Source organism: Methylotenera sp. G11 (genome assembly GCF_000799735.1).
GTDB lineage: Bacteria > Pseudomonadota > Gammaproteobacteria > Burkholderiales > Methylophilaceae > Methylotenera.
Map to the genome: position 1 here is coordinate 335,121 of NZ_JUHH01000001.1, position 26,140 is coordinate 361,260.

25 protein-coding genes and 1 other RNA gene are annotated in these 26,140 nt (G+C 50.6%); 17 read left to right on the plus strand and 9 right to left on the minus strand.

Annotation, left to right across the window (positions count from 1 at the left end; genetic code table 11):
* Positions 1 to 17 precede the first annotated feature (17 nt).
* Positions 18 to 1,478, minus strand: coding sequence for an IMP dehydrogenase (gene guaB, locus GQ51_RS01595; RefSeq protein WP_047548973.1), 1,461 nt, complete (start codon positions 1,476 to 1,478; stop codon positions 18 to 20).
* A gap of 188 nt (positions 1,479 to 1,666) precedes the next feature.
* Here guaB and GQ51_RS01600 point away from each other — a divergent pair, with 188 nt between their 5' ends.
* Positions 1,667 to 2,185: a DUF4124 domain-containing protein gene (locus GQ51_RS01600; RefSeq protein ID WP_047548976.1), complete on the plus strand. Its 519-nt coding sequence runs from the start codon at positions 1,667 to 1,669 to the stop codon at positions 2,183 to 2,185.
* 71 nt (positions 2,186 to 2,256) lie between these two features.
* On the opposite strand, the gene GQ51_RS01605 is transcribed toward GQ51_RS01600, so the two are convergent.
* Both GQ51_RS01605 and GQ51_RS01610 read right to left on the minus strand, forming a co-directional pair.
* Positions 2,257 to 2,583, minus strand: a complete 327-nt coding sequence (locus GQ51_RS01605) for an RnfH family protein (protein WP_047548979.1) — start codon at positions 2,581 to 2,583, stop codon at positions 2,257 to 2,259.
* 26 nt (positions 2,584 to 2,609) lie between these two features.
* Positions 2,610 to 3,041, minus strand: a complete 432-nt coding sequence (locus GQ51_RS01610; protein ID WP_047548982.1) for a type II toxin-antitoxin system RatA family toxin — start codon at positions 3,039 to 3,041, stop codon at positions 2,610 to 2,612.
* Positions 3,042 to 3,191: 150 nt separating this feature from the next.
* On the opposite strand from GQ51_RS01610, the gene smpB reads away from it, so the two are divergent.
* From smpB to GQ51_RS01620, 3 genes are all read left to right on the plus strand, one after another.
* On the plus strand, positions 3,192 to 3,641 hold the full coding sequence (smpB, locus tag GQ51_RS01615; RefSeq protein ID WP_047548985.1) for an SsrA-binding protein SmpB: 450 nt from the start codon (positions 3,192 to 3,194) through the stop codon (positions 3,639 to 3,641).
* A 111-nt stretch (positions 3,642 to 3,752) separates the two neighbouring features.
* Positions 3,753 to 4,116: a transfer-messenger RNA gene (gene ssrA, locus GQ51_RS12210) on the plus strand.
* 401 nt (positions 4,117 to 4,517) lie between these two features.
* Positions 4,518 to 5,243, plus strand: coding sequence for an outer membrane protein (locus GQ51_RS01620; RefSeq protein WP_235276138.1), 726 nt, complete (start codon positions 4,518 to 4,520; stop codon positions 5,241 to 5,243).
* A 74-nt stretch (positions 5,244 to 5,317) separates the two neighbouring features.
* Here GQ51_RS01620 and GQ51_RS01625 read toward each other — a convergent pair whose 3' ends face one another.
* From GQ51_RS01625 to GQ51_RS01645, 5 genes are all read right to left on the minus strand, one after another.
* Positions 5,318 to 6,202: an efflux RND transporter periplasmic adaptor subunit gene (locus tag GQ51_RS01625; RefSeq protein ID WP_047548990.1), complete on the minus strand. Its 885-nt coding sequence runs from the start codon at positions 6,200 to 6,202 to the stop codon at positions 5,318 to 5,320.
* Positions 6,203 to 6,226: 24 nt separating this feature from the next.
* The gene (locus GQ51_RS01630; protein WP_047548993.1) at positions 6,227 to 6,424 is read right to left on the minus strand and encodes a DUF1656 domain-containing protein; all 198 of its coding nucleotides are present in this window, start codon (positions 6,422 to 6,424) and stop codon (positions 6,227 to 6,229) included.
* A gap of 2 nt (positions 6,425 to 6,426) precedes the next feature.
* A complete protein-coding gene (locus GQ51_RS01635) occupies positions 6,427 to 8,610 on the minus strand; it encodes an FUSC family protein (protein ID WP_052177638.1) in 2,184 nt (727 codons plus the stop codon).
* On the minus strand, positions 8,607 to 10,085 hold the full coding sequence (locus GQ51_RS01640; protein WP_052177639.1) for an efflux transporter outer membrane subunit: 1,479 nt from the start codon (positions 10,083 to 10,085) through the stop codon (positions 8,607 to 8,609). Before GQ51_RS01640 ends, GQ51_RS01635 begins: the two co-directional genes overlap by 4 nt.
* A gap of 62 nt (positions 10,086 to 10,147) precedes the next feature.
* Positions 10,148 to 10,651 (minus strand): MarR family winged helix-turn-helix transcriptional regulator, encoded by a 504-nt coding sequence (locus tag GQ51_RS01645; RefSeq protein WP_047548996.1) that lies wholly within the window; start codon positions 10,649 to 10,651, stop codon positions 10,148 to 10,150.
* Between the two features lie 249 nt (positions 10,652 to 10,900).
* Between GQ51_RS01645 and GQ51_RS01650 the strand changes: the two genes are divergently transcribed.
* Entirely contained in the window at positions 10,901 to 11,233 is a 333-nt protein-coding gene (locus GQ51_RS01650) for a YnfA family protein (RefSeq protein ID WP_047548998.1), read from the plus strand.
* 49 nt (positions 11,234 to 11,282) lie between these two features.
* Here the strand turns inward: GQ51_RS01650 and GQ51_RS01655 are convergent, their stop codons facing one another.
* Positions 11,283 to 13,412 carry a molybdopterin-containing oxidoreductase family protein gene (locus GQ51_RS01655; RefSeq protein ID WP_047549000.1) on the minus strand — a complete coding sequence of 710 codons (2,130 nt, stop codon included), beginning with the start codon at positions 13,410 to 13,412 and terminating at the stop codon, positions 11,283 to 11,285.
* Positions 13,413 to 13,827: 415 nt separating this feature from the next.
* Here GQ51_RS01655 and ppnP point away from each other — a divergent pair, with 415 nt between their 5' ends.
* The 12 genes from ppnP to trpB all read left to right on the plus strand — a co-directional run bounded on the left by ppnP (position 13,828) and on the right by trpB (position 26,117).
* Positions 13,828 to 14,139: a pyrimidine/purine nucleoside phosphorylase gene (gene ppnP, locus GQ51_RS01660; RefSeq protein ID WP_047549004.1), complete on the plus strand. Its 312-nt coding sequence runs from the start codon at positions 13,828 to 13,830 to the stop codon at positions 14,137 to 14,139.
* Between the two features lie 105 nt (positions 14,140 to 14,244).
* On the plus strand, positions 14,245 to 14,739 hold the full coding sequence (locus GQ51_RS01665) for a YajQ family cyclic di-GMP-binding protein (RefSeq protein WP_047549007.1): 495 nt from the start codon (positions 14,245 to 14,247) through the stop codon (positions 14,737 to 14,739).
* 36 nt (positions 14,740 to 14,775) lie between these two features.
* Positions 14,776 to 16,188, plus strand: coding sequence for a 3-isopropylmalate dehydratase large subunit (gene leuC, locus GQ51_RS01670; RefSeq protein ID WP_047549010.1), 1,413 nt, complete (start codon positions 14,776 to 14,778; stop codon positions 16,186 to 16,188).
* A gap of 24 nt (positions 16,189 to 16,212) precedes the next feature.
* A complete protein-coding gene (locus GQ51_RS01675) occupies positions 16,213 to 16,332 on the plus strand; it encodes an entericidin A/B family lipoprotein (protein WP_047549013.1) in 120 nt (39 codons plus the stop codon).
* Positions 16,333 to 16,367: 35 nt separating this feature from the next.
* A complete protein-coding gene (leuD, locus tag GQ51_RS01680) occupies positions 16,368 to 17,006 on the plus strand; it encodes a 3-isopropylmalate dehydratase small subunit (RefSeq protein WP_047549015.1) in 639 nt (212 codons plus the stop codon).
* Between the two features lie 51 nt (positions 17,007 to 17,057).
* Positions 17,058 to 18,113, plus strand: a complete 1,056-nt coding sequence (leuB, locus tag GQ51_RS01685) for a 3-isopropylmalate dehydrogenase (protein WP_047549019.1) — start codon at positions 17,058 to 17,060, stop codon at positions 18,111 to 18,113.
* 89 nt (positions 18,114 to 18,202) lie between these two features.
* Complete coding sequence (asd, locus tag GQ51_RS01690; protein ID WP_047549023.1) at positions 18,203 to 19,315, plus strand: aspartate-semialdehyde dehydrogenase; 1,113 nt, start codon at positions 18,203 to 18,205, stop codon at positions 19,313 to 19,315.
* Between the two features lie 229 nt (positions 19,316 to 19,544).
* Positions 19,545 to 22,523 carry a FimV/HubP family polar landmark protein gene (locus GQ51_RS01695; RefSeq protein ID WP_235276140.1) on the plus strand — a complete coding sequence of 993 codons (2,979 nt, stop codon included), beginning with the start codon at positions 19,545 to 19,547 and terminating at the stop codon, positions 22,521 to 22,523.
* A 127-nt stretch (positions 22,524 to 22,650) separates the two neighbouring features.
* The gene (locus GQ51_RS01700; RefSeq protein ID WP_047549026.1) at positions 22,651 to 23,280 is read left to right on the plus strand and encodes a CbiQ family ECF transporter T component; all 630 of its coding nucleotides are present in this window, start codon (positions 22,651 to 22,653) and stop codon (positions 23,278 to 23,280) included.
* A complete protein-coding gene (gene truA / locus GQ51_RS01705; protein WP_047549028.1) occupies positions 23,277 to 24,065 on the plus strand; it encodes a tRNA pseudouridine(38-40) synthase TruA in 789 nt (262 codons plus the stop codon). The genes GQ51_RS01700 and truA overlap by 4 nt, the downstream gene beginning before the upstream one ends.
* A gap of 48 nt (positions 24,066 to 24,113) precedes the next feature.
* A complete protein-coding gene (locus GQ51_RS01710; RefSeq protein WP_047549031.1) occupies positions 24,114 to 24,746 on the plus strand; it encodes a phosphoribosylanthranilate isomerase in 633 nt (210 codons plus the stop codon).
* Between the two features lie 168 nt (positions 24,747 to 24,914).
* Positions 24,915 to 26,117, plus strand: coding sequence for a tryptophan synthase subunit beta (trpB, locus tag GQ51_RS01715; protein WP_047549033.1), 1,203 nt, complete (start codon positions 24,915 to 24,917; stop codon positions 26,115 to 26,117).
* The last annotated feature ends 23 nt before the right edge of the window (positions 26,118 to 26,140 follow it).

The following is a 26,140-nucleotide window of genomic DNA, read 5'->3' on the forward strand; positions in this document are numbered from 1 at the left end:
CACCCGGTAAGATGCTATTAGTCAACGCGGTAGTTCGGTGCTTCTTTGGTGATTTGCACGTCATGTACATGAGATTCGCGCATGCCGGCAGAGGTGATCTGCACGAACTCTGCTTTGTTGCGCATTTCCTCAATTGTTGAGCAGCCTACGTAACCCATGGAAGCGCGCAAGCCGCCCATCAATTGATGAATCACTGCCAGTACGCTGCCTTTGTAAGGCACGCGGCCTTCGATACCTTCCGGCACTAATTTATCGGCGTTGCTGTTGTTGTCCTGGAAGTAACGGTCGCTGGAACCTTTTTCCATTGCACCGATAGAGCCCATGCCACGGTAGGATTTATATGAACGGCCCTGGAACAGTTCTATTTCACCGGGAGCCTCTTCAGTACCGGCAAACATGCCACCCAGCATCACGCTGTGCGCGCCTGCGGCGATGGCTTTGGAAATATCGCCTGAGAAGCGGATGCCGCCATCAGCAATGAATGGTACACCAGTGCCCCTTAATGCTTCTTCAACATTTGAGATAGCGCTGATCTGCGGTACGCCGACACCAGCGACGATGCGAGTGGTACAGATCGAACCTGGGCCGATACCGATTTTCACACCGTCTGCACCGGCATCTACCAAAGCAAGCGCTGCACTCGCAGTGGCAATGTTGCCGCCGATCACGTCAATGTTAGGATAGTTCTTTTTAACCCATGTTACGCGGTCCAGCACGCCCTGCGAGTGGCCGTGTGCCGTATCCACCACGATGACGTCCACGCCTGCTTCAGCCAGCGCGGCTACGCGTTCTTCAGTGCCTTCGCCTACACCTACAGCTGCACCAACACGCAGCCTGCCTTGCGCATCTTTGCATGCGTTAGGGTGGTCGGTTGATTTTTGTATGTCTTTTACGGTAATCAAGCCTTTGAGTGTGTCATCTGCATCAATGACCAACACGCGTTCAAGGCGGTATTGGTGCAGTAAACGAATCACGTCTTCTTTGGCAGCACCTTCACGCACAGTGACTAATTTGCTGCGCGGGGTCATGATGTTGCTGATTGGCTGGTCCAGATTGGTTTCAAAGCGCAAATCGCGGTTGGTAACGATGCCGACGATCTTGCCGTGATCCACTACTGGAATGCCGGAAATCTTGTGTGTGCGGGTCAGTGTGAGCACATCGCGCACTGTCATGTGGCTTTGAATGGTGATGGGGTCATTCACTATGCCGGATTCGAAGCGCTTGACACGCGCGACATGTGCCGCCTGCTTCATGGCAGTCATGTTCTTGTGAATAAAGCCCAAGCCGCCTTCCTGTGCCAGCGCAATCGCGAGCGGAGCCTCGGTCACAGTGTCCATGGCCGCAGACAGTAGGGGAATGTTAAGCTGGATGTTGCGAGACAGTTGTGTTCTAAGAGACACTTCGCGTGGCAGCACGTTAGAATGTGCCGGAACCAATAAAACATCGTCAAATGTAAGTGCTTGTTGCAGTAAACGCATTCGTAAATCCTTTTACCCAAAACGAAATTATACAGAGTTATGTGCGTCTTAGCGAGTATGCTGGACATATTTTCAATAATTAAAATGTATTCTTGATGAAAAACCACTATGTTTATTGCGGTATTGATTGTCGCCCTGATAACCAATAACATGTACATAGACTTAATTAATTCAAAAGAGGTAATGTGATGAGAGCAGGTTCGTTATTCGTGTGGGCGGTGCTTCTGCCAGCCATGTTGCCGGCATTGGCGCATGCGGAAATTTACAAATGGAAAGATAAAGACGGCACGACCCGTTACAGCGATGTACCGCCGCCATCCAATATCAAGAATGAGTCTATGGGTAAAAAAATACCTAAAGCATTACCGCCGGCAGCTGCGGCACCAGTAGAAGGCGCCGCTGCGCCGGCTTCCGGCAAGGGCGGTGATGCGGCAGCGAAGGGCGGGGCTCCACTGACTAAAGAAGAGGCGGCTGCCAAACGTGCCCAGGAGGCCGAAGCGCAGAAAAAGGCTGATGCAGTCAAGCAGGCAGAGTTAAAGTACAGGCAGGAGAGCTGTGCGGCAGCCAGAAAAAACCAGGCGATGTTCGGTAACGGCGGCAGGATGATGACGACGGACGATAAGGGCGAGCGCCGCTATATGGGTGATGAAGAGATCAGCAAGGGTAAGGCTGATGCGCAGCGTGATGTAGAAAAGTTTTGTGACTAGGCAGGTTTGTATTTGCCTGTGCCAAGGGGGGGAGGCCCCGGGCACGCCGGCGGTACGCGGCTGTGCAGATGTTATTCTTCAGGAAGGTCGCCGCCGCCTTTTCTCATGATCTTTCCATCTGCCGCCCGTTGTTTGCGCACCTCTTTAGGGTCGGCAATCAGCGGCCGGTAAATTTCCACCCGGTCTAAATGCCTGAGCACAGTATCCAGCCTGGTCGCTTTGCCAAAGATGCCTATTTTATTGGTGGCCAGGTCAATCTCCGGAAATTTTCTAATAATGCCTGATGCATGGATTGCATTTTCGGCGGTCGTACCGGCCTCTACTTTAACCGGGACTATCAATTGCTCATGCGGCAAAGCATAAGCGACTTCAACAGTAATTTCAGATGGGCTATTCATTTGGAACCTTTATAAAACGCTTACATTTATTTGTATATTTTATCTGCACGGACCACAAAGCCGTCAACAAAAGTGTTGGCAATATGGTTGAAGACAGGCGCGATAATTTTTTCCAGAAACTGATTCGAAAATTCGTAGTTTAGCGAAAATTCGATTTTGCACGCTTCGTCGTTAAGAGCGATGAACTGCCAGTTGCCATCCAGATGCTTGAAAGGGCCATCTTTAAGCTGGATCGTCATGGCGCTTGGAAAGGTTTTTGTGTTCTCGGTGGTGAACTTCTGATGCAGGCCGTGATAGGCGATATGCAGGGTTGCTGTCGTTGAATGGTCATTTTGCTCGATTAAATCGACGCCGCCGCACCAAGGCAGGAACTCCGGATATTTAAGTACATCGTCTACCAATAGAAACATCTCACCAGCTGAATGGTTGATAATGATGGTTTTTTTAACTTGCGCCATGCTTTTCCCTGAAACGACTCAATAAACCAAACCTGCGAGTATGCGGTCATGCAGGTTTTGTAGTTCAAAACTTTTAACCTTAAAACGAACAAGTTAAGAAGTAGAGTAAAATGCTGATTTTAAGCTATTCGCCAAGAAATATTCAGTTTTATGAGCATCGCACAAAATAAAAAAGCATTCTTTGATTACTTTATTGAAGAAAAATATGAAGCCGGTATCGTTCTTGAGGGCTGGGAGGTCAAGGCTATTCGAGAAAACCGGGTCAATATAAAAGAGGCTTACGTGATTATCCAGCGTGGGGAGATTTACCTGATCGGCTGCCATGTCACGCCTTTAGGTGCGGCCTCAACCCATATACGCCCCGACGCCATCAGAACGCGTAAACTTTTATTGCACAACGAGGAAATCGCAAAGCTGATCGGCAAGGTCGAACGTGCCGGTTACACGCTGGTGCCTTTGGATATGCACTTTTCCAAAGGTCGCGTTAAAGTCCAGATCGGTCTTGCCAAAGGCAAGAAACAGCATGACAAGCGCGATACCGAGAAAGCACGTGATTGGGAACGCGAAAAAGGCCGGATCATGCGCGCGCATAACAAATAAGCTAGCTGCGAGTTCTCTGAACGCGTATAATTGAAACACGCGCTGAACTTTATGTAAAAGTAAGGTGTCACACGCGTACTGTTGAAAAAACACCTGTTTACAAAACACAAAGGGGCTGACCAGGTTTCGACGTGGGTTGCAAAGCAGTGCAGGGCATACCGAGGCCTAGTCACCTCGTAAATAAACTAGAAAAAAGTATAGTCGCAAACGACGAAACTTACGCTTTAGCCGCTTAATCCCGGCTGAACGCTGCACCGAAGGGTCTCTCGGTCGGGCCAGGCAACTGGCAGCAGCGTCATAAAGAGAGACTCGTGTTGTATTGGGTTACTTAATACATCACTAAATCCAAGGTGACTCGCTTCACATTTGCTTGCTCGTTGGTGGGTGTGTGGTTAAATTAAACAACACAGCTAAGTATGTAGAACTGTCTGTGGAGGGCTTGCGGACGCGGGTTCGATTCCCGCCTGCTCCACCATTTTTAAGTATCACCATGTTTTAAAAAGTATCAAAAGCCTAGTAAATTCAACCTTCTAGGCTTTTTTTACGTCTATTGACTTCCCTTGATGTTGCCTGACATACCCAAGATGACGCTGTCAGGCGTTACCCTAAAGGTTAAAATATATAAAGAGGAAGCAGGTAAGGGTATCCCTGTAGTATCCATGACGATCCATGGCTTGTATGTTGCAAGTTACGGCGAATGGGGAGGCTAGTGGCGTTTCAAATACCGTGATGCTGGTAAAGAAAAGCTTTTATTAGTGGGCGTGTATCCGGATGTGGCTCCAACTTAAGCAATGGGGCGGTGAGATAGTGCTGGAAAATTGCTTGTACAAATTGTAGAATTTCAAGCAAATAAATAACAAAATGAAAGGCACCAACATGATTTCTAAGAAATGCAACCTCACACTACTTCTATTACTTTCCACAAGTTTCTCTCTCAATGCCGCTGAAAACTGGGCAGGGGCAAATGTGGGGTTGAGTATCTCGTCATATGATTATGAAAATAAGGGACATGGTGCTTCGTTCGACGATACATCCCCGTCGGCATTAAGTGTATGGGCGGCTACCAATGATAAAAAGTCAGACAATGGAGTTGGTGTCGGTATTAAAGGCGGATATAACTGGCAAACTGATAATTTTGTCTATGGGGTTTTGGCAGACTTAACTTACATTGACGCTAAAATTAAAAGTGAAACGCCTGGTGGAATCCATGATGGTTTTTACAGCTACAAAAGAGTGGATGAGCTGAATTGGCTGGCCACTGTTCGCGGCAAGGCAGGTATTGATTTAAACGGCTTTCTACCCTATGTAACAGCCGGTCTCGCAGTGGCTGATGTTGAAAACAAGCATCAAACCATTACATGTTGCCCTACTCTGTATGAGAGCAGTGATAACGATACTAAGGTGGGTTATGTCATTGGCTTTGGTGTAGAAAAGAAGATTAATGAGAATTGGGGTGTCAACTTTGATTATTCATATATTGATCTTGGAAAAGACCGCGGTAATGCGCATGGTGTAGTTGGCAGTGCTACTGCTAATCCAAGCAGGGTTAAATTGGAAAATGAATTAACTCTGATAAATTTAGGGCTGAATTACTATTTCTAAACGTTTAGTATTTTTTTAAGAGCCACTCAAATTGAGTGGCTTTTTTACTGCTAAACAACGGTTCGTACGTTTGTTCAGCCATGTGTTTTTGCAGGCGACTTTATAATGACCGAGCACGTCATGCCTGCCACCAGTATTAAGTCCTTTGGTATTTCATCCAGGGCAATGTGTACCGGTACGCGCTGTGCCAGCCTTACCCAGTTGAAGCTGGGGTTAACATTGGCCAGCAGGCGTACATCAGTAGGGTTATCGCGGTCGGTAATGCCGCGCGCGATACTTTCCACATGGCCTTGCAGGATGCGGTCGGAGCCGAGCAGGCGTATTTCTGCCGGGTCGCCGACTTTCATCAATGCCAGTTTATGCTCTTCAAAATAACCGTAAACCCAGAACGAGTGCTGGTCGATGACGGCCAATTTGGAGGTTCCGACCTGGGCAAAGTCGCCAGGGCGAACCAGCAGGTTCGAAACCCAGCCATCTACAGGTGAGCGCACAGTGGTGCGCTGCAGATTTAATTTAGCCTGGTCAAGTTCTGCCAATGCTGCCTGGTATTCCGCTTTGGCACTGACTGCGGTCAGGTCAGTATCTTCGCGGTTCTCACGGGAAATCACCTGGTCATCAAGAGCAGCGCGACGCCTTGCCTGTCCGCGCTTCATTTCCAGCAGGGCTTTTCGCTGTTCTACCAGCGACTGCGCCTGTGCCTGCGCATGCTTATAGTGTTCTGCGTCAATCTGGAATAACACGTCTCCGCGATGCACGTACTGGTTATCCCTTACTGCCACTTCGGTTACCAGTCCTGCGACATCGGGCGCGATGTTGACTACATCCGCGCGCACGCGCCCATCCCGTGTCCAGGGTGAATCCATATAACGTACCCAGAGCGTATGGCCAAGGATAATGGCGGTAATCAATAGCGCAAAGGTAATTGATAATCGCAGCAGTTTTTTAGTCAGGGTTTTCATCAAATATTCCTTAAAGTGTTCCTTTTAATAAATCCACAGGCCGCACACCGCAAACAGGCAGGCAAATAAGCTGACCCTGAATAGCGCCGGATACCAGATATGGCGATAGATGTCGTAACGGGTAAACGCCCAGTCCAGCAGCAGTGACCCTAGCCCCGCCGCAATAAATGCAAACAGCAGGGTAGGTACCAGAGCGTCAAAGAGTGCAATTTCGCGTGGCATCGTTAGCGGTTCTCCAATCTTTTAATGGCATTTACCGACAGCACTGATTCTTCGTCCAGCAATGCGCTGTGTATAAAGTGCAGCATGGTCATCAGTTTGTGCCTGGTTGATTGCATCAATACCAGTCTCATGGCATCGGTAGATAGATGCTGCATTGCCAGATCGATGCTGCTGATTGCGTCTTGGCGGTGTGCCGGGGTCGGGTCATCGTATAGGTTTGCAATCGCATCCAGGCATTTGAGCATAGGCGGCGGTACGATTGAATCATGTACTTCCTGGAGATATTCCCGCAATGCAATGACCGCATGCCCGATTTCCAGAGTAGACAGCAGCCAGTCGACAATCAATTGATCCTGTTCTTCTGCAATGCGCTGGGCGCTGCCGGCGCGCTGTACCAGGTCGCGAGCTGCGCTTTCCAGGCGGGCACGCCTGAATGGCAGGGCATCTCTGCAGGCAGACACCACAAGCCGGCGCAGGGATTGTGCGGTTCGTAGTTTTGACCAGCGACTGTTGCTGAGGTCGATCAGGCTGAATAGCACACCAGATAAAAGTACAGCGAGCAAGTCAGCAATCGCGTCGTTCATGAATGTAACCGGATTGGCACTGTAGGTGCTGTTGAACCCGATGTGCATCAGGTAGACCATAAACATGCCCGATCCGACGACGGCGGTTGAGGGGCGGGTTGTTAGCCAGGCCGCCAGCATAATGCCAGGGGAAACCGCGATTGCCAGCAGCAGGAAACCCTGTGCCTGCGTTAACCAGTGGAAGTTGCAGAAATAGGCGAGGATAGTGCCCAGCACTGCGCCGATAAAGAATTGCTTGACGGTATGGCCAGGGGATGGAGAGGTTGCGAATAAAGTGCTGGTGATTACGCCGAGTGTAATGGCCTCGATGCCGGAGCGCCAATCGGTCAGTATCCATACGGCAGACAGTATGGCTAATGCCAGTGCGCCCCTTAATCCGGCAAGCGCTACGGCCAGTGTGTCAAAATGCATTTCCTGCTGCGGAGCCTGTTGGTTCAGGCTGGTTGTGGGTTTCCGGTCTTTTGGCGCAGCGAAAGCGCTGTAGGTTTTTGCATATGTGTACAGTTCGTCACTGAGCCGTTCCAGTAGTTCGATCCCTGTATCAAGCTCGATTCTATCCCGGTCGCTGAGTGTATGCGCGAGCTCACTGCGGGCGTCTGCGGCTATTTGTGCAAACCGTTTCCTGTAGCCGGATAGCTGCCTGCTGATCTGCAATGCTTCCTGTTCGTTATGCGCGCTGCGTCCATCCAGGGACACGCTATCAGCGAGCTTCCGGTAAATGCCAAGCAACGCTGCTCCGATGTCGGGGCGACCATGTCGGGATTGGCGTTTTAACAGTTGCTCGAACGCGTGAAAGCTGGTTGATACCTGCATGAACTCATTGTTCATCTGGCTCAGGTGCAGCCGGTTTTGCCTGGAGGCGTCATTTTCCATGACGGCAGACGCGCGGAATGTCTCTAACCTGAAAATATCACCGATAAAGCGCAGTAACGCCGGTTCTGACACTGCTTCCGGTGTCCGCACTGTTGCCGGGTTAACGGCAGCCGTTCGCAGCAGGTCGGAAAAATCACTGAAACGGCGCCGTACAGAAGTCAGCATCATATTCCACATGCGCTGCGGAAAGATAAGGTCGCTGACTAATGTTGCGCTGAATAAGCCAATCAGTATTTCTGATATTCGGGTGATGCCTATGTTAAATGTTTGCCCGGGAGCGAGTGTCGCAGGCAGGCCAACGATGCAGAGTGTATAGCCGGCAAGTACGAATGCGTAAGACTGGTGATTGCGGTAGATCATGGAACCTGCCGTACATAAACCGATCCACAAAGCCATGTAAAGCAGGAACGGGATTCTCTCCTGGGCAAATAACGCAACCAGTATGAACGATACGATAACGCCTACCAGCGTACCTATCAGGCGGTAATAGCTTTTGGCGAATACCATGCCGGAGCGGGATTGCATCACGATCGCAACGGTGAGCATGGCTGTGCGCGGCTGGTCCAGCTCAAACCGTAGCGACAGCCACATTGCCAGCAGGCAGGCAAGCAGCACTTTCAGCATGTAGCCAATCACGGGGGCGTCTTCGCTCAGCCACTCCCGCCATGCTGAACGCAGTGGCGGCAACGCAACCCTGCATAACGACCTGAAATGATGGTACGCAGTCATGGCTGGGATAATGCCGGTTGCTCTGCAGCAGCTTGCATGGTGCCGCCGCCCAATGCGCGCATCAGGCCTGCATAAGTGTCTAGCCTGCTTGCCTGCAGGTGAGCGATGATTTCTTTCTGCCGCAAGATGGTTTCGTGGGTAGCCAGCACATGCAGATAGTTGCTTAATCCCGCTTTGTATTGGGATTGTGCCAATTCATGTGCTTTCAGTGCCGTGGCCTGCGCCTTTTCAGTTTCTGCGCGTTGCCTGGCATTGGATTGCAGCACCGCCAGCTGATCCGAAACATCCTGCAGCGCCTTGATGAGTATTTCATTGTAATTCTCTACGGCTATGTCATAGCTGGCAGTTTTTGCCGACAGGTTGCCGCGGCGGCGTCCGCCATCAAAGATCGGCAGGCTGATGGCAGGGCCAGCGCCCGCAATCGCTGCCGCATTGCTGATGAGTTGCCCAAAGCCCAGTGCCTGAAAACCGATAAAAGCAATCAGGTTGATATTCGGGTAAAAAGCCGCTTTTGCCCCTTCGATATTCTGCCGGGAAGCTTCTACGCGCCAGCGGTAAGCGAGTACATCAGGCCTGCGGCCTACCAGGTTTGCCGGTAATTTGTCAGGTAAGCCAGCCTCAGCATTCAATGCGAGCGCCGGGCGCATGATGGTTTCACCTGCGCCGGGGCCTTGCCCGGAGAGTGCTGCGAGCTGGTTGCGCAGCAGCTTGATCCTGGAATCGATGGCTTCAATCTTTGCATGAACCAGCGGCAGTGGCGTTTCCGCTTCCAGCAGCTGCATTTTTGTACTTAACCCGGCTTTATAGCTGCGCTTGGTGATGGAAATGAGTTCCTCCAGTTCATGCAACTGTTCTTCTGCAATGTCCCGCAGCGTGAACTCCATTGCCAGCTGCACATAGGTGCGTACGATCGCTGTTTCCAGCCCCAGTTTGACCTGCTGCGCTTCTGCTGCTGTTGCGCGGCTTTCGCCTATCGCTGCGCGCCATATGCTTTCCTGGCGCCCCCATAAATCCAGGTCGTATGCCAGCGATAAGGTCGCTTTGTTATTCCAGTCGAACTGGCCACCCCAGGGCGGCGGTATGAATTGCAGCTCGGTAAATCGTTCGCGTACCATGGATGCGTCGGCGCTCAGGTTAGGCTTTGTTTCCGCCAGCATTGAGTCGGCAAACGCGTTTGACAGTGTGATTCTGGCCTGCGCTGCGTGCAGGGCAGGGCTGTCTTGAATGGACTGCATGATGAGACGATCAAGCTGGGGATCGTTATAAGCAAGCCACCATTGTTCATCCGGCCACGCAATGGCCGGAGCCGAAGCGATTGTCTGGTCTGGTTTTAGCTGCGCTGGATCTAAGGTTTTTGCCTGTGGAAATATGCCCGACATGCTGACACATCCGTTGAGCAGCAAAATGCAGCTGCATACTGCATATATTTTTAACAGTGATTTCCTGCTTTGGATTTGGTGTGTTTGGTCAGGCATAGGTCTTAAAATTCGGGTTTGTTGGTATGGAGCCTTGCTAAGTGGTTAAATTTTTTAAGCGCTTACTTTATCAACTCCGAATGTAACGACAGTATCTGCAGGCTTTTAATCATGACAGCGCGTTGTTCCGCTGTGAGCGTGGACATCAATGCACTGACTTTGCTGTAATAATCTGGCATGACCTGGTCGAGTTTCTGCTGGCCGGCAGCAGTGAGGCGTATCAGGAATTTCCTGCGATCCTGATTGTCCAGTAACCTGGTTATCAAGCCTTCACGTTCCAGGCCATCGATAAACCCGGTCATGGTGGCCTTGGTTACGCCGGTTTTCTCGGCAAGGGCAGAAGGCGATGATGTGAGGTCAGGCTGTCTTAACAGCAGCACCAAAACCCACCACCTGCCTTGCAGCAGGGCGTGTTTTGCCAGCAGTTTGTCCAGCGCGTCTGAAATGTCGGACGCGGCGCGCAGCATGATTGCGAAATCCAGGATCGCCTGAATATCAGCTTCAGGGTAACGTGCCAGAAACTGTTCAAGGCTTTTCGAGTTAGGTAATTCTTTTAACAGCAACATAGTACGGAGCAGTATAGTACGGAACCATACTTAATTGCAATAGCTTGTTTTACATTTGGCAAAGCATCCGAAATGTTAAGCTGGGCTATCAGAAAGATATATTTGCAGAAGGCCGTATTTGCGGCAGGCCATGTTTGCTGTTACATTCACCTGGCCACGCCATTTAAAACTCCGGTAACCGAAGGCATGAAAAGCTATGGGCGGGTCATTTCCCGTATTGAAGATTAATTAACGGATTTGGGGATTCACTTGTTTGAGTTGAAAACGATAGCGCTATTCATCGTCACCGCCATCGCGGAGATCGTTGGCTGCTACTTGCCGTATTTATGGCTGACGCAGAATAAAAGCCCTTTGCTACTGATTCCGGCAGCGGTCTCACTGGCCTTGTTTGCCTGGCTGCTGTCGCTGCATCCTGTCGCGGCGGGCAGGGTATATGCAGCTTATGGCGGTGTTTATATATTTGTCGCCATTTTCTGGTTATGGCTGGTGGATGGTATCAAACCTACGTATTGGGACCTGTTGGGCGCAGGCGTGGCTTTGATCGGCATGGCCATTATCATGTTTTCGCCACGAAGTGCCTGACAGGGCCGAATACTGATTCATTACCATTGCAGTAATGAATCAGTGTGGTTTATACGAGACCTACCTCAACCAGGTTGTCACTGAATGTCGTGGAGTGACCCATGTCCCCGAACTCAGCCGAGCTGATGCAATTGACCGTGCCATTGTTAAGCTGTCGCCAATAACCCAGCGTTGCGACTACGATGCCCGCATTCACGTCATCGGAGATCTTGGCGATACATTCAAACGCACCGCGGTCATTAAATACTTTGACCGTGTCACCTTCCTGAATGCTGCGTGCTTTTGCATCCAGTGCGTTAATCAGTACAAATTGCTCGCCTTGACCTTTAATTTTCTCTGTCACATTGGCATAGCAGGAATTTAAAAAGCCATGGCTCTTGGGTGAAATGATGTTAAGCGGATATTTTGCCGCCAGTGACGGATTGGTCGCCGGCGTTTCACGGGAGGCTACGTAATCCGGCAGGCTATCCAGGGCTTCGCCTGGCTGGAATCCATCGTACATCTGACGGAATGGGCCGGCGACAAAGTTTTTTGCACCTTCCACTAAAAAGTGGCATTTGCCGCTAGGGGTGGGAAACTCGCCATTTGCATGGCGCGCACGCATGTTTTTGTCGCCAAAGGCTTTTAACCGGGCAAAGCCATGTTCACGCATGTAAGCCAGGTCTATCCCTTCGCAGGTGGGTGAATTCCAGTCCACGTAGTGTTCCAGGCATTCACTGTCATTCCACTTGAAGTTATCATCTTCATAGCCCATGCGTTTTGCCAGTTGTCTGAAAATCTCATTATTCGGAATCGCTTCACCTGGCGGGTCAATGCATTTGGCATTGTAGGTGAGGTAGAGGTGACCCCATGACAGCACCATATCTTCCATTTCCGCGCCCATGGCGGCTGGCAGTACAATGTCTGCATAAGCTGCAGTATCGGACATGAAGTGTTCAGCCACTACAAGGAATAAATCTTCACGCTCCAGGCCTTTGATGATTTTGTCGGTTTCCGGTGCCTGTGTAATCGGGTTGGTGTTCCATACCATCATCGATTTGATCGGTGTTTCGAGCTTGATCTCGCCTGTGAGTACGCGGCCCAGCTGCAGGTTGTTTACCACAGGCGTGCCTTCGGGAATTAGATCCGGACGGCAGATCACATCAAATTTGTATGGGTGCTCCCATACCGGGAATTGCAGTGCCCCGCCGCCTACATGGCGCCATGCGCCAATCAGTGCCGGCAAGCTGGTCACTGCACGGATAGCCTGGCTGCCGCCATAGCTTCTTTCCAGCGCTACGCCCAGGCGAATCGCGGCTGGCGGTGTCGTTGCATATTCCCTGGCAAACCTGCGGATATCCGCAGCAGGAATGCCGGTGATCTCTTCTGCCCATTCCGGCGTCCTGGTTTTGGCGCGTTCCGCCAGTTCCGCGTAGCCTACGGTGTAATGATCTACATAATCCTGGTCTACCAGGCCTTCTGAAATGATCACGTTCATCATTGCCATGGCGAGCGCACCATCGGTACCGGGTTTGGGGGCAATGTGCCAATCGGCCTCTTTTGCGGTTTTTGAAGCGTAGGAATCAATCACTACGACTTTGGCGCCGCGTTTCTGTGCTTCATGAATAATATGCCAGTGATGCAGGTTGGTGCTGACTGAATTACAGGCCCAGATCACGATATATTTAGAGTGGCTGAAGCTTTCCGGGTCCACGCCTGCGGTTGGCCCCACGGTCAGCAGCCATGCAGTGCAGGAGCCCTCACCGCAGAAGGTGCGCTCGCAGACTGTTGCGCCCATGCGGTTAAAGAAAGCATCGCCGCCGTTCAGGCCATGCACAAGCCCCTGGTTGCCCAGGTAGCTGTTGGGCATGATCGCGTGCGGACCATCAGTGGCAATGATCGCTTTCCATTTGCTGCTGATTTCGCTTAAAGCTTCATCCCATGAAATACGTTTGAATTGTTTGCTGCCTTTGGGGCCGGTGCGCTTGAGCGGGTAGAGCAGTCGATCCGGATGGTAATGGCGCTTTTCATAATCTTTTAATTTTACGCATAATCCGCCGCGCGTCATGGGGTGGTTTTTGTTGCCGGTAACGGAGATCAGCCTGTTGTTTTCAACCGTGTAAACCATGCTGCAGGTATCAGGGCAGTCATGCGGACAGCCGCCGTGAAAGGTTTTTACATTTTTTGATAAGTCATCCATAGCACTCTCCCTGGTTTTTCTGTGAATTCGATCGTGGCAATGCAGTAAAAAATGAACACTATTTCCGGGATGGCTGCCGGATTTTTTATTCAATCCGGCTATGTCATCACTTTACGACACTTAAATAATTTATAGCTGAATAATTTGTAGTTGCTCAGTCCATGTGCTGATAAAAATCGATTGTAGACAGACCTGTCTTTTTGTCAATAAGTATTTTTAACCATAGCCATGTTTCTATGGATAATATTTTTTAATGGCTGGCTGATTTTGCTCGCTTGGGCAGGCAAAAGCAGCTTGGTATCATGAACAATCATGAGGTTCTGATTTCAAAGTATAGAGTTTCAGGCATTTATTGGAGTGATGGCGCTTTTCTGCGATAATGATATTTTTGATTTTTTTATGAAAGCTAAAGCAAATGGCGCAATTTGATAATGTCAGTGTGAAAAAGAAAGCCAACATCTATTTTGACGGCAAGTGTGTAAGTCATACTGTCATGTTTCCTAACGGTACGCGCAGCACTATTGGCGTTATATTCCCTAGTTCGCTTACGTTCAATACCGCAGCGCCTGAACTGATGGAAATCAACGCAGGTGTTTGCAAAGTACGCCTCAGCGGTGAGAATGAATGGAAAACTTACTCAGCGGGTGAAAAGTTTACTGTACCAGGTAATTCTTCGTTTGATATTGAGACAGTGGAAACACTAGACTACGTCTGCCACTTTGAATAATTATGGCTCAACTCTGCGTTGTTTTTCCGCTTGCCGTGCCGTACGTACTGTCTGCGCGGAAATGCCTTGCAGAGTTATCGCTTGAAAAATTTGTTGGAGATTTGAATGCCTAGTTTTGATATTTCTTCAGAAGTCGATATGGTTGCGTTGAAAAACGCGATTGATACTGCCGGTAAGCAGATTACCAATCGTTATGATTTTAAAGGTACTTCAGCCAAAATCGACCTGAATGAAAAAGATAGCATAATCACGATTTTTGGCGACAACGACTTTCAGCTTGACCAGGTGAAAGATATTTTATTGCCGGCCATGGAAAAGAAAGAGCCGGATTCGGCAAAACGTCTTGATCATAAGGATGTCCAAAAAATATCGGGCAACAAGGTGAAGCAGGACCTGAAAATCCGTGCGGGAATCGATAGCGATTTAGCCAAGCGCATTACTAAACTGATTAAAGATTCCGGCATGAAAGTACAGGCCAGCATTCAGGGCGATACAGTGCGCGTGAATGGTGCCAAGCGTGATGTGCTGCAGGATGCGATTGCGTTTGTTAAAAAGAACGTAACGGACTTTCCGTTGCAATTTGGTAATTTCAGAGACTAAGCAAGTTTGATTTAAGGCTGCTTGAAGCAGAGAATTATGGCAAAAACGTTATACGATAAATTGTTTGATTCCCATGTTGTGACCGAAGAGAATGGCACAGCGTTAATTTATATTGACCGTCACCTGGTACATGAGGTCACGAGTCCGCAGGCTTTTGAAGGCCTGCGTCTGGCTGGGCGCAAACCATGGCGTGTATCTTCTATTGTGGCCACTGCCGACCACAACACGCCAACCACCGGTTGGGACAAAGGCCTGGCGGGTATTGCTGACCCTGTAGCACGTTTGCAGATAGAAACCTTAAGTGACAATATCCGTGAATTCGGCGCAAAAGCCTATTTTCCGTTCATGGATGCGCGCCAGGGCATCGTGCACGTGATGGGGCCTGAGCAGGGTGCTACCTTACCGGGGATGACCGTGGTCTGCGGCGACTCGCATACCAGTACGCATGGTGCGTTCGGCGCGCTTGCCCATGGTATCGGTACCTCTGAAGTTGAGCACGTGATGGCGACGCAATGCCTGGTGCAGAAAAAATCCAAAGCCATGTTGGTGACGGTCGAAGGAACCCTGCAAAACGGTGTGACGGCCAAAGATGTCGCGCTGGCGATCATCGGCAGGATCGGCACCGCGGGCGGCACCGGCTACGCGATTGAGTTCGCAGGTTCGGCAATTCGCGCCCTGAGCATGGAAGGCCGCATGACATTATGCAATATGGCGATTGAAGCGGGTGCGCGTGCCGGTATGGTTGCTGTAGACCAGACTACGGTTGATTATGTAAAAGGCCGCCCATTTTCACCGGGCCCGGAACAATGGGACGCTGCGGTTGCTTACTGGCGTACCCTGCATAGCGATGAAGGTGCCAAGTTTGACGCGACAGTCGCGTTCAAGGCTGAAGATATCCAGCCGCAGGTCACCTGGGGTACGTCTCCGGAAATGGTAGTTGGTGTTGACGGTAAAGTGCCTAGTCTCGACCTCGCCAGGAATGATGTGCAGCGCGGTGATTGGGAACGCGCTTATGCGTATATGGGCTTGACGGCTAATACGCCGATTACCGAGATCGCGATTGACAAGGTGTTTATCGGCTCATGCACCAATTCACGCATTGAGGATTTGCGGGCAGCGGCTTCTGTTGCCAAAGGCAAGCATGTGGCGCCCAATGTGAAATTGGCGATGGTGGTACCTGGCTCCGGCCTGGTAAAAGCACAGGCGGAGCAGGAAGGCCTGGACAAGATTTTCAAAGAGGCGGGTTTTGAGTGGCGTGAACCAGGCTGTTCGATGTGCCTGGCGATGAATGCCGACAGGCTGGAGCCGGGTGAGCGTTGCGCTTCTACTTCAAACCGTAACTTCGAAGGCCGTCAGGGTCAGGGCGGCCGCACGCATCTGGTCAGCCCGGAGATGGCTGCCGCAGCTGCTGTAGCTGGTCATTTTGTTGATGTAAGAACTTTGAATTAATTACTAATAAGGAAACTCGAGTTTATGAAAAAAATATTCTTTTTTGTGATGGTGGCGGTATCTCTTTCAGCTTGCAATACAGTGCAGGGCCTTGGCAAGGACATTGAAAAAGGTGGCGAAGCCATTCAGAACTCAACTAAGTAAATCATCTTCTTTAAAAATATACTTAAGAACATAACATGCAAGCTTTTACGCAACTAACAGGATTGGTAGCCCCACTGGACCGCGCTAACGTGGATACGGACGCTATTATTCCCAAGCAGTTTTTAAAATCTATCAAGCGTAGCGGCTTTGGCCCGAACGCTTTTGATGAATGGCGTTATCTGGATCGCGGCGAACCCGGGATGGATAACTCCAGCCGTCCGTTAAATAAAGACTTCGTGCTGAACCAGGAACGTTACCAGGGTGCGCGTGTTTTGCTTACACGTGAAAACTTCGGCTGCGGTTCAAGCCGCGAGCACGCGCCATGGGCGCTGGAGGACTATGGTTTCAAAGTTATCATCGCGTCAAGCTTTGCCGATATTTTCTTTAATAACTGTTTTAAAAACGGCATGCTGCCGATTGTGCTTAGTGCTGAAATCGTCGATGCGCTGTTTAAGCAGGTGGTTGCGAATGAAGGCTATGCATTGAATGTTGACCTCGCGGCGCAGACAGTGACGACGCCGGGCGGTGAAGTGTATCCGTTTGAGATTGACGCTTTCCGTAAACATTGCCTGCTGAATGGTTTGGATGATATTGGCCTGACGATGCAGCAGCAGGATAAAATCAAGGCGTTTGAGGCCAGGCATCGCCAGTCGCAGCCTTGGTTGTTTGCATAAGCACCCATAAGTTTGCTATTTGATTACATTTAAGTTTAAGAAAGCTAGTTCATGAAAATCGCAGTATTGCCAGGTGATGGCATCGGTCCGGAAATTGTTGCTCAAGCCGTTAAAGTTTTAAATGCGCTGAATTTGAATATCGAAATGACCGAGGCGCCGATTGGCGGCGCGGGCTACGAGGCTGCGGGTGATCCGCTGCCGGACGCGACCCTTAAGCTCGCAAAAGGCGCAGACGCGGTGCTGCTGGGCGCGGTCGGTGACTGGAAATATGACAAGCTGGAGCGTCACCTGCGCCCGGAGCGCGGTTTGCTGCGTATCCGCAAGGAACTTAATCTGTTTGCAAACCTGCGTCCTGCGTTGCTATATCCTGAGCTTGCATCTGCATCTACACTGAAGCCTGAAGTGGTTTCCGGCCTGGACATCATGATCGTGCGTGAATTGACCGGCGATATTTATTTCGGCCAGCCGCGCGGAATCAGCACGCTGGAAAACGGTGAGCGTGAAGGCGTGAACACCATGCGTTATTCAGAATCCGAAATCCGCCGTATTGGCCGGGTTGCGTTTGATATTGCCATGAAGCGCAATAAAAAAGTATGTTCGGTCGATAAGGCCAATGTGCTGGAATGTACCGAACTTTGGCGCCAGGTCATGATTGAGCTTTCAAAAGAATACCCGGAAGTCGAATTGAGCCATATGTATGTAGACAATGCCGCCATGCAGCTGATTCGCGCGCCTAAACAGTTTGACGTGATGGTGACTGGCAATATCTTCGGCGACATCCTGTCTGATGAGGCTTCCATGCTCACCGGTTCAATCGGTATGCTGCCTTCAGCATCGCTGGATGCCAATAACAAAGGCATGTATGAGCCTAGCCATGGTTCTGCGCCGGACATTGCCGGTAAAGATGTGGCTAATCCGCTGGCGACGATTTTATCTGCGGCCATGATGCTGCGTTATACATTTAACGATGAAGCGAATGCGCAGCGCATTGAAAATGCCGTGAAAAAAGCCTTGGCCCAAGGCTACAGGACGGCAGATATCTGGACTGAGGGTACCAATAAGGTTGGCTGTGCTGCCATGGGTGATGCAGTGGTTGCGGCGCTGTAATAACAGAATTGCCAGGAATTGTGCTGGCTTGGACGTAGTTTGCTGAATGAAAATCAGCATTTCAGTAATTTTAAATTTGGATAATTAAAATGTTAAAGGTCGGTTTTGTTGGTTGGCGCGGTATGGTTGGTTCCGTACTCATGCAACGCATGATGGAAGAGAATGATTTTGCGTTGATTGAACCACAGTTTTTCACTACTTCACAAGTCGGCGGCAAAGGCCCGAATGTAGGTAAAGAAACGCCGGCTTTGCTGGATGCCAAAGATATCAACGCGCTTAAGGCGATGGATGCAATCGTATCCTGCCAAGGCGGCGACTACACGACTGAGATATTCCCGCAATTAAGGAATAGCGGCTGGAACGGTCATTGGATCGACGCGGCTTCTACCCTGCGTATGGAAAAAGACGCCGTCATTATCCTTGATCCGGTCAATATGCATGTCATCAAAGATGCGATGCAGCAAGGCACTAGAAACTGGGTGGGCGGCAACTGTACCGTATCATTGATGCTGATGGCTTTGAATGGCCTGTTTAAAGCAGACCTGGTCGAGTGGGCAACTTCGATGACTTATCAGGCTGCATCCGGCGCCGGTGCGCAGAACATGCGTGAGTTGCTGAAGCAGATGGGCGAAGCGCACCGTGTGGCGAGTGACTTTCTTAAAGACCCGGCGTCAGCGATCCTCGACATCGATCGTGAGGTTGCCGGCACACTGCGCGATAAAGAGTTTCCGACAGCGCATTTTGGCGTGCCGCTGGCTGGCAGCCTGATTCCCTGGATCGATAAAGACCTGGGCAATGGCCAAAGCAAAGAGGAGTGGAAGGGCGGTGTTGAAACCAACAAGATCCTCGGTCGTGAAACCAACCCGGTTCTGATCGACGGTTTATGCGTGCGTATCGGCGCAATGCGCTGTCATAGCCAGGCTTTGACAATCAAACTCAAAAAAGATGTGCCGCTGGATGAGATTAGCCAGATGCTGGCTGAAGCTAACCAGTGGGCGAAAGTTGTGCCAAACGAGCGTGAGGCCAGTATGAGGGAGCTTACGCCGACAGCAGTTACCGGCACGCTGACTACCCCGGTAGGCCGTTTGCGCAAACTGAATATGGGTAATGATTATTTATCTGCCTTTACGGTAGGCGATCAGTTGCTGTGGGGTGCGGCGGAGCCTCTGCGCCGTATGTTGCGGATTTTAATAGAAAAGTAAATAATTGTTAACTTAAGCCCGTTGTGATGTTATAACTGTGATGGTCTGCAAGTAGATAGCTCATGAATATAATGTGCATTATGAGCTTGCATAGCTAACTATTTGATGTTATTTTCATATCGCAGAAATCAGTTTGATTAAAGGTAGCAATGTGCATAAGTCTAAAATAAATAAAATATCATTAGCGGTCTGCCTGGCATTTATGCCGATTTACGGATTAGCAGCGGGCTTGGGGAAGCTCAGCGTTAATTCAGGCTTGGGAGAGCCGCTAAAAGCTGAAATCGATCTGTTGTCGGTCACGCCAGATGAGCTTTCATCGCTGACGGCAGTGATTGCCTCTGAAGAGGCTTATGCCCTGCAAGGCATTCCTCGTCTTGGCGTGCATGGCAATATCAAAGTGGAACTTGCCAAAAACCCGGATGGGTCACCGGTGTTAAGGCTGCGTTCACTGCAGCCTATCGATGATCCGTACCTTGACATGCTGATACAGGTCGACTGGGCATCGGGACGCCTGCTGCGCGAATACACGATATTGCTTGACCCCCCGGGATACAAGCAATCCATCAATGAAGAGCGTGCAACATCCGTTATTAACAAGCCTGGTTCCGCTGCAACAGGCAATATAAGCACACAGTCCGGCGCGTACGCGGCAACCGCATCCCAGCCTGCTCCGGCTAAAGCCAAATCATCTAAAAAGTCGGGTACCAAAAATACTAAAGACAGTGAGCCGACTGAGTCTTCTATCGGCGCGACAGAATCCTATGAGCTGACAACGCAGCGTGGCGACACGTTGAATACGATTGCAAAAGGAATGCAGGTAGATGGCATCAGTCTTGACCAGATGCTGGTCGGGCTGTTTGAAGCCAATAAAAATGCTTTCGTTGATGGCAATATGAACCGCTTGAAAGTCGGCCAGATTGTCAAGATCCCATCTAAAGAAACGTTGTCTGCTATCAGCCCCAAGCAGGCTGCACAAGAGGTTAAAGTACATTCCGAAAACTGGAATGCATACCGTAACAGCCTTGCTGGCAATGTGATGGCTGCACCTGCCACTGAAGAGTCAGAGCGCAAGCAGTCAGCCTCGGGCAAGATCGCATCCGCTGAAGATAAGGCGGCACCAGTCAAGTCCGGCCCTCAGGATGTCGTGAAACTGTCAGCCGGCGGTAAAACCGCAGAGCAAGGCGGTAAATCCAGTGCGGAAGCAGATGCAAAAGTGCTGGCCTTGCAGGAAGAAGCGACTGCGCGTGAAAAAGCGCTGAAAGAGGCACACGAACGAACCACGGCGCTGGAAAGCCAGATTGCTGACATGCAGAAACTGCTGGCTTTAAAGAGTCAGACGATGGCAGATATGCAAAAGACTGCGGATGCTGCTGCCAAACCTGCCGATGCCAAGCCTGTTGAGCAGGCGCAGCCTGCACAAGCGGCCGCGCTTCCTGATGCAGCTCCGGCAGCGCCTGAGGTTGCTAATGCCGATCAGCCGGCAGCAGAGCCTGCCAAGCAGGTGGCTCCTGCTGCAGAAGCCAAAAAGCCTGCCGTTGTGAAAGCTCCGGTGCAGGCTCCACCGGAAGAAGAACCATCATTCCTTGCCAGCCTGCTGGAAAGTGTCAACCTGTTCATGCTGGGTGGTGCCGGCGGCGTGGCGCTGCTGGGTGCCGGCTGGGTTTACTTGCGGAATAAGCGCAGAAAAGAGCTTGATAGCTTCGAGCGCGGTATCCTGACTTCTGGCGGTCTTCGTGCAAATACGGTATTCGGTAATACTACCGGTAATGCCACGAGCTCAGCGGATACCTCATTCCTGACTGACTTTGCGCAGAGTGCTGACGGCGGCATGATTGATACCAATGATGTCGACCCGATAGCAGAAGCAGAAGTGTATATGGCTTACGGACGTGATGCGCAGGCTGAAGAAATACTCAAGGATGCCATCTCAAAAGAGCCTAAACGCTACGAACTGCATTTGAAATTGCTGGAAATGTACGCAGCCCGGAAAGATGCTTCTGCATTTGAGGCTATCGCCGGTGAGCTTTATACGACATTAGGCTCGGACGACCCTACCTGGGCTAAGGTTGCTGAGTTGGGCATTACCGTTGAGCCTGATAATCCGCTTTATGACGTCAGCCAGATTGTACCTTCAGTACCGGCAGCCAAGTCCGTGGAAACGAATGTAGTTTCTGATACGGCTGATGCGGGGCTTGGCAATGACCTGGAATTTTCCTTCGATCAGCCAAAACTGGAGAGTGCAGCCCAGCCTGCATTGGACTCAGCATCAGCCCAGGTTGAGTCTTTTGATCTAGGCGGACTGGGTGATAATGCGAATGCCCAGGATGTTGTTGCAGCAGATGCCATTGCTGCAGATACCATTGCTGTAGATACCATTGAAAGTGCGGCAGCGGAAAACAAACCGGCCGCGGATAATTCCATGGATTTCAACTTCCCCGATTTTGGAACATTTGCTTCCGCAACAGAAGGTGCTGCCACGATAAGCGACGAACCTTCGTTTGCTCCGGCTGACCAGCAGAGCGCTGCATTGACGGCAGCATCAGTCGCTGAGGATTCAAGTGCTGTTGCCGGGCTGGATTTTAATTTCGCCCAGGCGGAACCCGCAGAAGCCCCGGTAGCCATGGCAGAGACATCTGACTTTAATTTTGAAGCATTTACTGACACCGTTACGCCGGCTGACGAAGAAGACAAAACAGGATCCAGTGCGCTTGACTCTATGGATTTTAGTTTTGAAGGCTTTGCCGAGCCGACTGAGGTCAATGGGAGCAAGGCAGATACCAGTGCATTTGAAGGTATCAACCTTAACTTTGAAACTGAAGTCGTTTCCGGGGCTGCTTCTGGTATGTCGATTGCTGAGGATAAACCTGAAGAAATTTCATTTGATTTCCCGTTGGTGGATGAGCAGGAGTCTGGCGATTTAATGCAGAGTGAGGCTAATAACTTTGATTTCTCGGCAATCAGCCTTGATTTAAGCGGTGGTGAGCCTGTTGTGGAGGAAGCGCCGCAGGTTGCTGCTGATGTTGCTGTGCCTGAACTGGCAGCAGTTGCTGCTGAGAATCCGGATATTGATATCAAACTGGACCTCGTTAAAGTATATATCGATATGGAAGATGTAGAAGGTGCCCGCGACCTGCTGGATGAAGTGCTTAAAGAGGGTGGGCCTCAGCAGCGTTTAACAGCTGAAAAACTGTTGGCAAGCCTGGCCTAGATCTATTTGGCAATAAAAAAGCCGAGCGATAGCTCGGCTTTTTTGTTCAATATCCATTAGCTGTTCAGGCCAACGATAGTATGATTCAGCAATTAATGCATCCAATTACAATGACTGATGGAAATACATGCATCCATTCATAAAAATTCTGTGTTTTATCGCGCTGTTATTGCTCATGGGCATGGTCAGCACGCTCATGCTTTTTGCCCTCATGATGCTTTGTCTGGTGCTGGTTTCCAGCCTGAAAGTGCCTGCTTTCCTGCACGCGGTTAAGCGTATGCGCTGGTTATTTTTATCCATATTCATGATTTATGCGTTTGGCACCCCCGGGGAACTGATCCCCACTTTCCCTGTTTACTTCGCGCCTACTTACGAAGGGCTATGGTCGGGGTTTGTGCAAATAGAAAAACTGTTGATCGCATTGGCTGCCTTGAGCCTGCTATTGACTGGAACGCCAAGGGGACAAATGATGCTGGGCTTGTATATGCTGCTGACGCCGCTTAAGTTTGCAGGCTTAAATATAGAACGCTTTTCTGCGCGGCTGATGCTGACGCTGGATTATGTGGAGCAGCTTGCTGCAGAAGATAAAAATAATTTCAGTTTCAGTCAGTTGGACGAAATTGACGCATCAATAGGCAGCCTGCCGCAGGTGGGCATGGTTTCGTTTCAGAAGCTGCCATTTGGCTTTGTTGACAAAGTGATGATGTTTTTGCTGACGGCGATATTTGTTTTTATGATTTACCGAGGTTTTGCATGAGGGTTGCATTAGGTGTTTCTTATGATGGGGCGCAGTTCTGCGGCTGGCAGAGCCAGCCATCGGCCTGTGGTGTGCAGGATACACTGGAAGCCGCAATTGCGGCGGTTGCCCAGCATGCGGTCAGGATCCATGCTGCCGGCCGCACGGATACCGGCGTGCATGCGCTAGGCCAGGTTGTGCATTTTGAAACGCATGCGCAGCGCCCGCTATCTGCATGGGTGCGTGGCGTGAATGCCCATCTGCCGGATACGGTCAGGGTGACCTGGGCGCATCTTGTTGCTGATGAATTCCATGCGCGCTTTTCAGCATTCAGCCGCAGTTACCAATATCTGCTATATAACGCACCGGTGGCTTCTGCCTTGATGGCGGGCAAAGCTGGCTGGTTTCATCTGCCGCTTGATTTTGCCGCAATGCAGGAGGGCGCTGCGTATTTGCTCGGCGAGCATGATTTTAGTGCTTTCCGCGCTTCCGAGTGCCAGGCAAAGTCTCCGGTCAGGACGATCACGCAAGCTGAAATCCAGGTGTGCGGGCGTTATTTTGTATTTTCTTTTTCAGCTAATGCTTTTTTGCAGCATCAGGTAAGGAATATGATCGGTGCGCTTATCTATGTCGGTAAGGGTGCGCATCCGCCAGCTTATATCAAGGAGCTGTTGCAGCAGCGAGACCGGACTTTGTCGCCGCCAACATTCGCACCTTGCGGGCTTTACCTGACCGGGGTAGGCTACGACGGCAAATGGGGCTTGCCAGCAGGCAGTGCGTCAGATGGCTTGCATGTGCTGATTTAGCGTTACAATGGCGTTTTCCGGTTTTGTATCGGCAACAGGGATGATCGATTGAGAGTCAGAGCTAAAATTTGCGGCATTACACGCGTTGAAGATGCCATCAGCGCAGTGGATAACGGGGCTGATGCAATCGGCCTGGTTTTTTATGCGCCAAGCCCGCGTAAAGTTGCGATTGAGCAGGCTGCTGAAATAGCGGACAGGATCCCGGCTTTTGTGACGGTGGTCGGCTTGTTTGTGAACGCCGAGCCAGATTTTGTGCGTGAAGTCATCGCACGCGTGAAGCTCGATTTGCTGCAATTCCATGGTGATGAAACGCCGCAGCAGTGCGCAAGTTATGGTTTGCCATTTATCAAGGCGATACGCGTTAAGTCGGACACAAATTTGGTACAATGTGCGAAAGATTTTTCCGCATCGAAAGCATTGCTGCTCGATACCTTCACCGAAGGCGTTGCAGGCGGCACCGGTCATGTGTTCGATTGGAACCTGATTCCTGAATCGCTGGGCAAGCCAGTCATATTGGCAGGCGGCCTCAATGCGCAGAACGTGGCGCAGGCAATCAGCCAGGTCAAGCCATACGCGGTAGATGTGAGTGGCGGTGTGGAAATATCAAAAGGCATCAAAGATGCGGCAAAAATTGCCTCATTCATGCAGCAGGTTTATATAAAACAGGGAAACACGGAATAAATCGCCGGGCGGGATAAAGCGTAGCCGTCAATGGCATGTCCGTAGAGTGATGCGCTGTACCAGTACCTGGTATATAACAAGGGGCAAGTAGTGCAGAATTTTGTTCCTGCAGGCACTTGTTCCGCGTTTCCTTAGGTCTAAACGCACAGGTTTTTTGGAGAGTGAATAATGCAGTTATATGACATGCCGGATGCACGTGGGCATTTTGGACAATATGGTGGTACGTTTGTAGCGGAAACTTTGGTGGAAGCGCTGGAAGAACTGCGCGTGATGTATGAGAAATACCGCCATGATCCAGAGTTTCTGGCCGAGTATCATTATGATTTGAAGCATTTTGTTGGCCGGCCAAGCCCGATTTACCACGCGAGGCGTTTATCGGAAAAAGTAGGCGGCGCCCAAATCTATCTCAAACGCGAAGACCTGAACCACACCGGCGCGCATAAAATCAATAATACTATTGGCCAGGCATTGCTGGCCAAGCGCATGGGTAAGCCGCGCGTGATTGCAGAAACCGGTGCCGGCCAGCATGGTGTGGCAACTGCAACCATTGCAGCGCGCCTGGGTCTGGAATGCGTCGTTTACATGGGTAGCGAAGACGTCAAGCGTCAGGCGCCGAACGTGTTCAGGATGAAATTGCTGGGTGCAACCGTGGTTCCGGTTGAAAGCGGCTCTAAAACCCTGAAGGATGCTTTGAATGAAGCGATGCGCGATTGGGTCACCAATGTGCATAATACTTTTTACATTATCGGTACCGTGGCTGGACCTCACCCATACCCGATGATGGTGCGTGATTTCCAGGCAGTGATTGGCGATGAAGCCAAGGTGCAGATGATGGAGATGGCAGGTCGCCAGCCGGATGCCGTCGTTGCCTGTGTAGGCGGCGGTTCCAATGCGATGGGCATTTTCTACCCTTATATCGATGTGCCTGGCGTACGCCTGATCGGTGTTGAAGCCGCCGGCCATGGCCTTGAATCCGGTATGCATGCCGCACCGCTGACTGCGAACAGTCCGGTAGGGGTTTTGCATGGTAACCGTACTTACCTGATGCAGGATGCCGATGGCCAGATTATCGAGACGCACTCGGTTTCAGCCGGCCTGGATTATCCTGGCGTCGGCCCTGAGCATGCCTGGCTGAAAGACATCAAGCGTGCTGAATATGTGGCAATTACGGACGATGAGGCGATGGCCGCTTTCCATAACCTGTGCCGTACCGAAGGCATTATTCCTGCGCTCGAATCCAGTCATGCGCTGGCTTATGGCGAAAAGCTGGCTAAAACCATGAGTAAAGACCAGATCGTGCTGGTCAACTTGTCCGGCCGTGGCGATAAGGATATCAACACGGTTGCCAAGCTTGCTAATATCACGCTGTAAAATGCAGGCTCTGCACCGCAGGC

Bases quoted from the DNA above. Each gene is read 5' to 3' on its own strand.
- GQ51_RS01620 (WP_235276138.1), top strand. From the start codon at position 4,518: ATGATTTCTAAGAAATGCAACCTCACACTACTTCTATTACTTTCCACA.
- GQ51_RS01625 (WP_047548990.1), bottom strand. From the start codon at position 6,202: ATGAAAACCCTGACTAAAAAACTGCTGCGATTATCAATTACCTTTGCG.
- GQ51_RS01635 (WP_052177638.1), bottom strand. From the start codon at position 8,610: ATGACTGCGTACCATCATTTCAGGTCGTTATGCAGGGTTGCGTTGCCG.
- GQ51_RS01700 (WP_047549026.1), top strand. From the start codon at position 22,651: ATGCATCCATTCATAAAAATTCTGTGTTTTATCGCGCTGTTATTGCTC.
- GQ51_RS01600 (WP_047548976.1), top strand. From the start codon at position 1,667: ATGAGAGCAGGTTCGTTATTCGTGTGGGCGGTGCTTCTGCCAGCCATG.
- leuD (WP_047549015.1), top strand. From the start codon at position 16,368: ATGCAAGCTTTTACGCAACTAACAGGATTGGTAGCCCCACTGGACCGC.
- trpB (WP_047549033.1), top strand. From the start codon at position 24,915: ATGCAGTTATATGACATGCCGGATGCACGTGGGCATTTTGGACAATAT.
- guaB (WP_047548973.1), bottom strand. From the start codon at position 1,478: ATGCGTTTACTGCAACAAGCACTTACATTTGACGATGTTTTATTGGTT.
- smpB (WP_047548985.1), top strand. From the start codon at position 3,192: ATGAGCATCGCACAAAATAAAAAAGCATTCTTTGATTACTTTATTGAA.
- GQ51_RS01630 (WP_047548993.1), bottom strand. From the start codon at position 6,424: ATGCCACGCGAAATTGCACTCTTTGACGCTCTGGTACCTACCCTGCTG.
- GQ51_RS01605 (WP_047548979.1), bottom strand. From the start codon at position 2,583: ATGAATAGCCCATCTGAAATTACTGTTGAAGTCGCTTATGCTTTGCCG.
- GQ51_RS01645 (WP_047548996.1), bottom strand. From the start codon at position 10,651: ATGTTGCTGTTAAAAGAATTACCTAACTCGAAAAGCCTTGAACAGTTT.
- asd (WP_047549023.1), top strand. From the start codon at position 18,203: ATGTTAAAGGTCGGTTTTGTTGGTTGGCGCGGTATGGTTGGTTCCGTA.
- ppnP (WP_047549004.1), top strand. From the start codon at position 13,828: ATGGCGCAATTTGATAATGTCAGTGTGAAAAAGAAAGCCAACATCTAT.
- truA (WP_047549028.1), top strand. From the start codon at position 23,277: ATGAGGGTTGCATTAGGTGTTTCTTATGATGGGGCGCAGTTCTGCGGC.
- leuB (WP_047549019.1), top strand. From the start codon at position 17,058: ATGAAAATCGCAGTATTGCCAGGTGATGGCATCGGTCCGGAAATTGTT.
- GQ51_RS01675 (WP_047549013.1), top strand. From the start codon at position 16,213: ATGAAAAAAATATTCTTTTTTGTGATGGTGGCGGTATCTCTTTCAGCT.
- GQ51_RS01640 (WP_052177639.1), bottom strand. From the start codon at position 10,085: ATGCCTGACCAAACACACCAAATCCAAAGCAGGAAATCACTGTTAAAA.
- leuC (WP_047549010.1), top strand. From the start codon at position 14,776: ATGGCAAAAACGTTATACGATAAATTGTTTGATTCCCATGTTGTGACC.
- GQ51_RS01665 (WP_047549007.1), top strand. From the start codon at position 14,245: ATGCCTAGTTTTGATATTTCTTCAGAAGTCGATATGGTTGCGTTGAAA.
- GQ51_RS01610 (WP_047548982.1), bottom strand. From the start codon at position 3,041: ATGGCGCAAGTTAAAAAAACCATCATTATCAACCATTCAGCTGGTGAG.
- GQ51_RS01655 (WP_047549000.1), bottom strand. From the start codon at position 13,412: ATGGATGACTTATCAAAAAATGTAAAAACCTTTCACGGCGGCTGTCCG.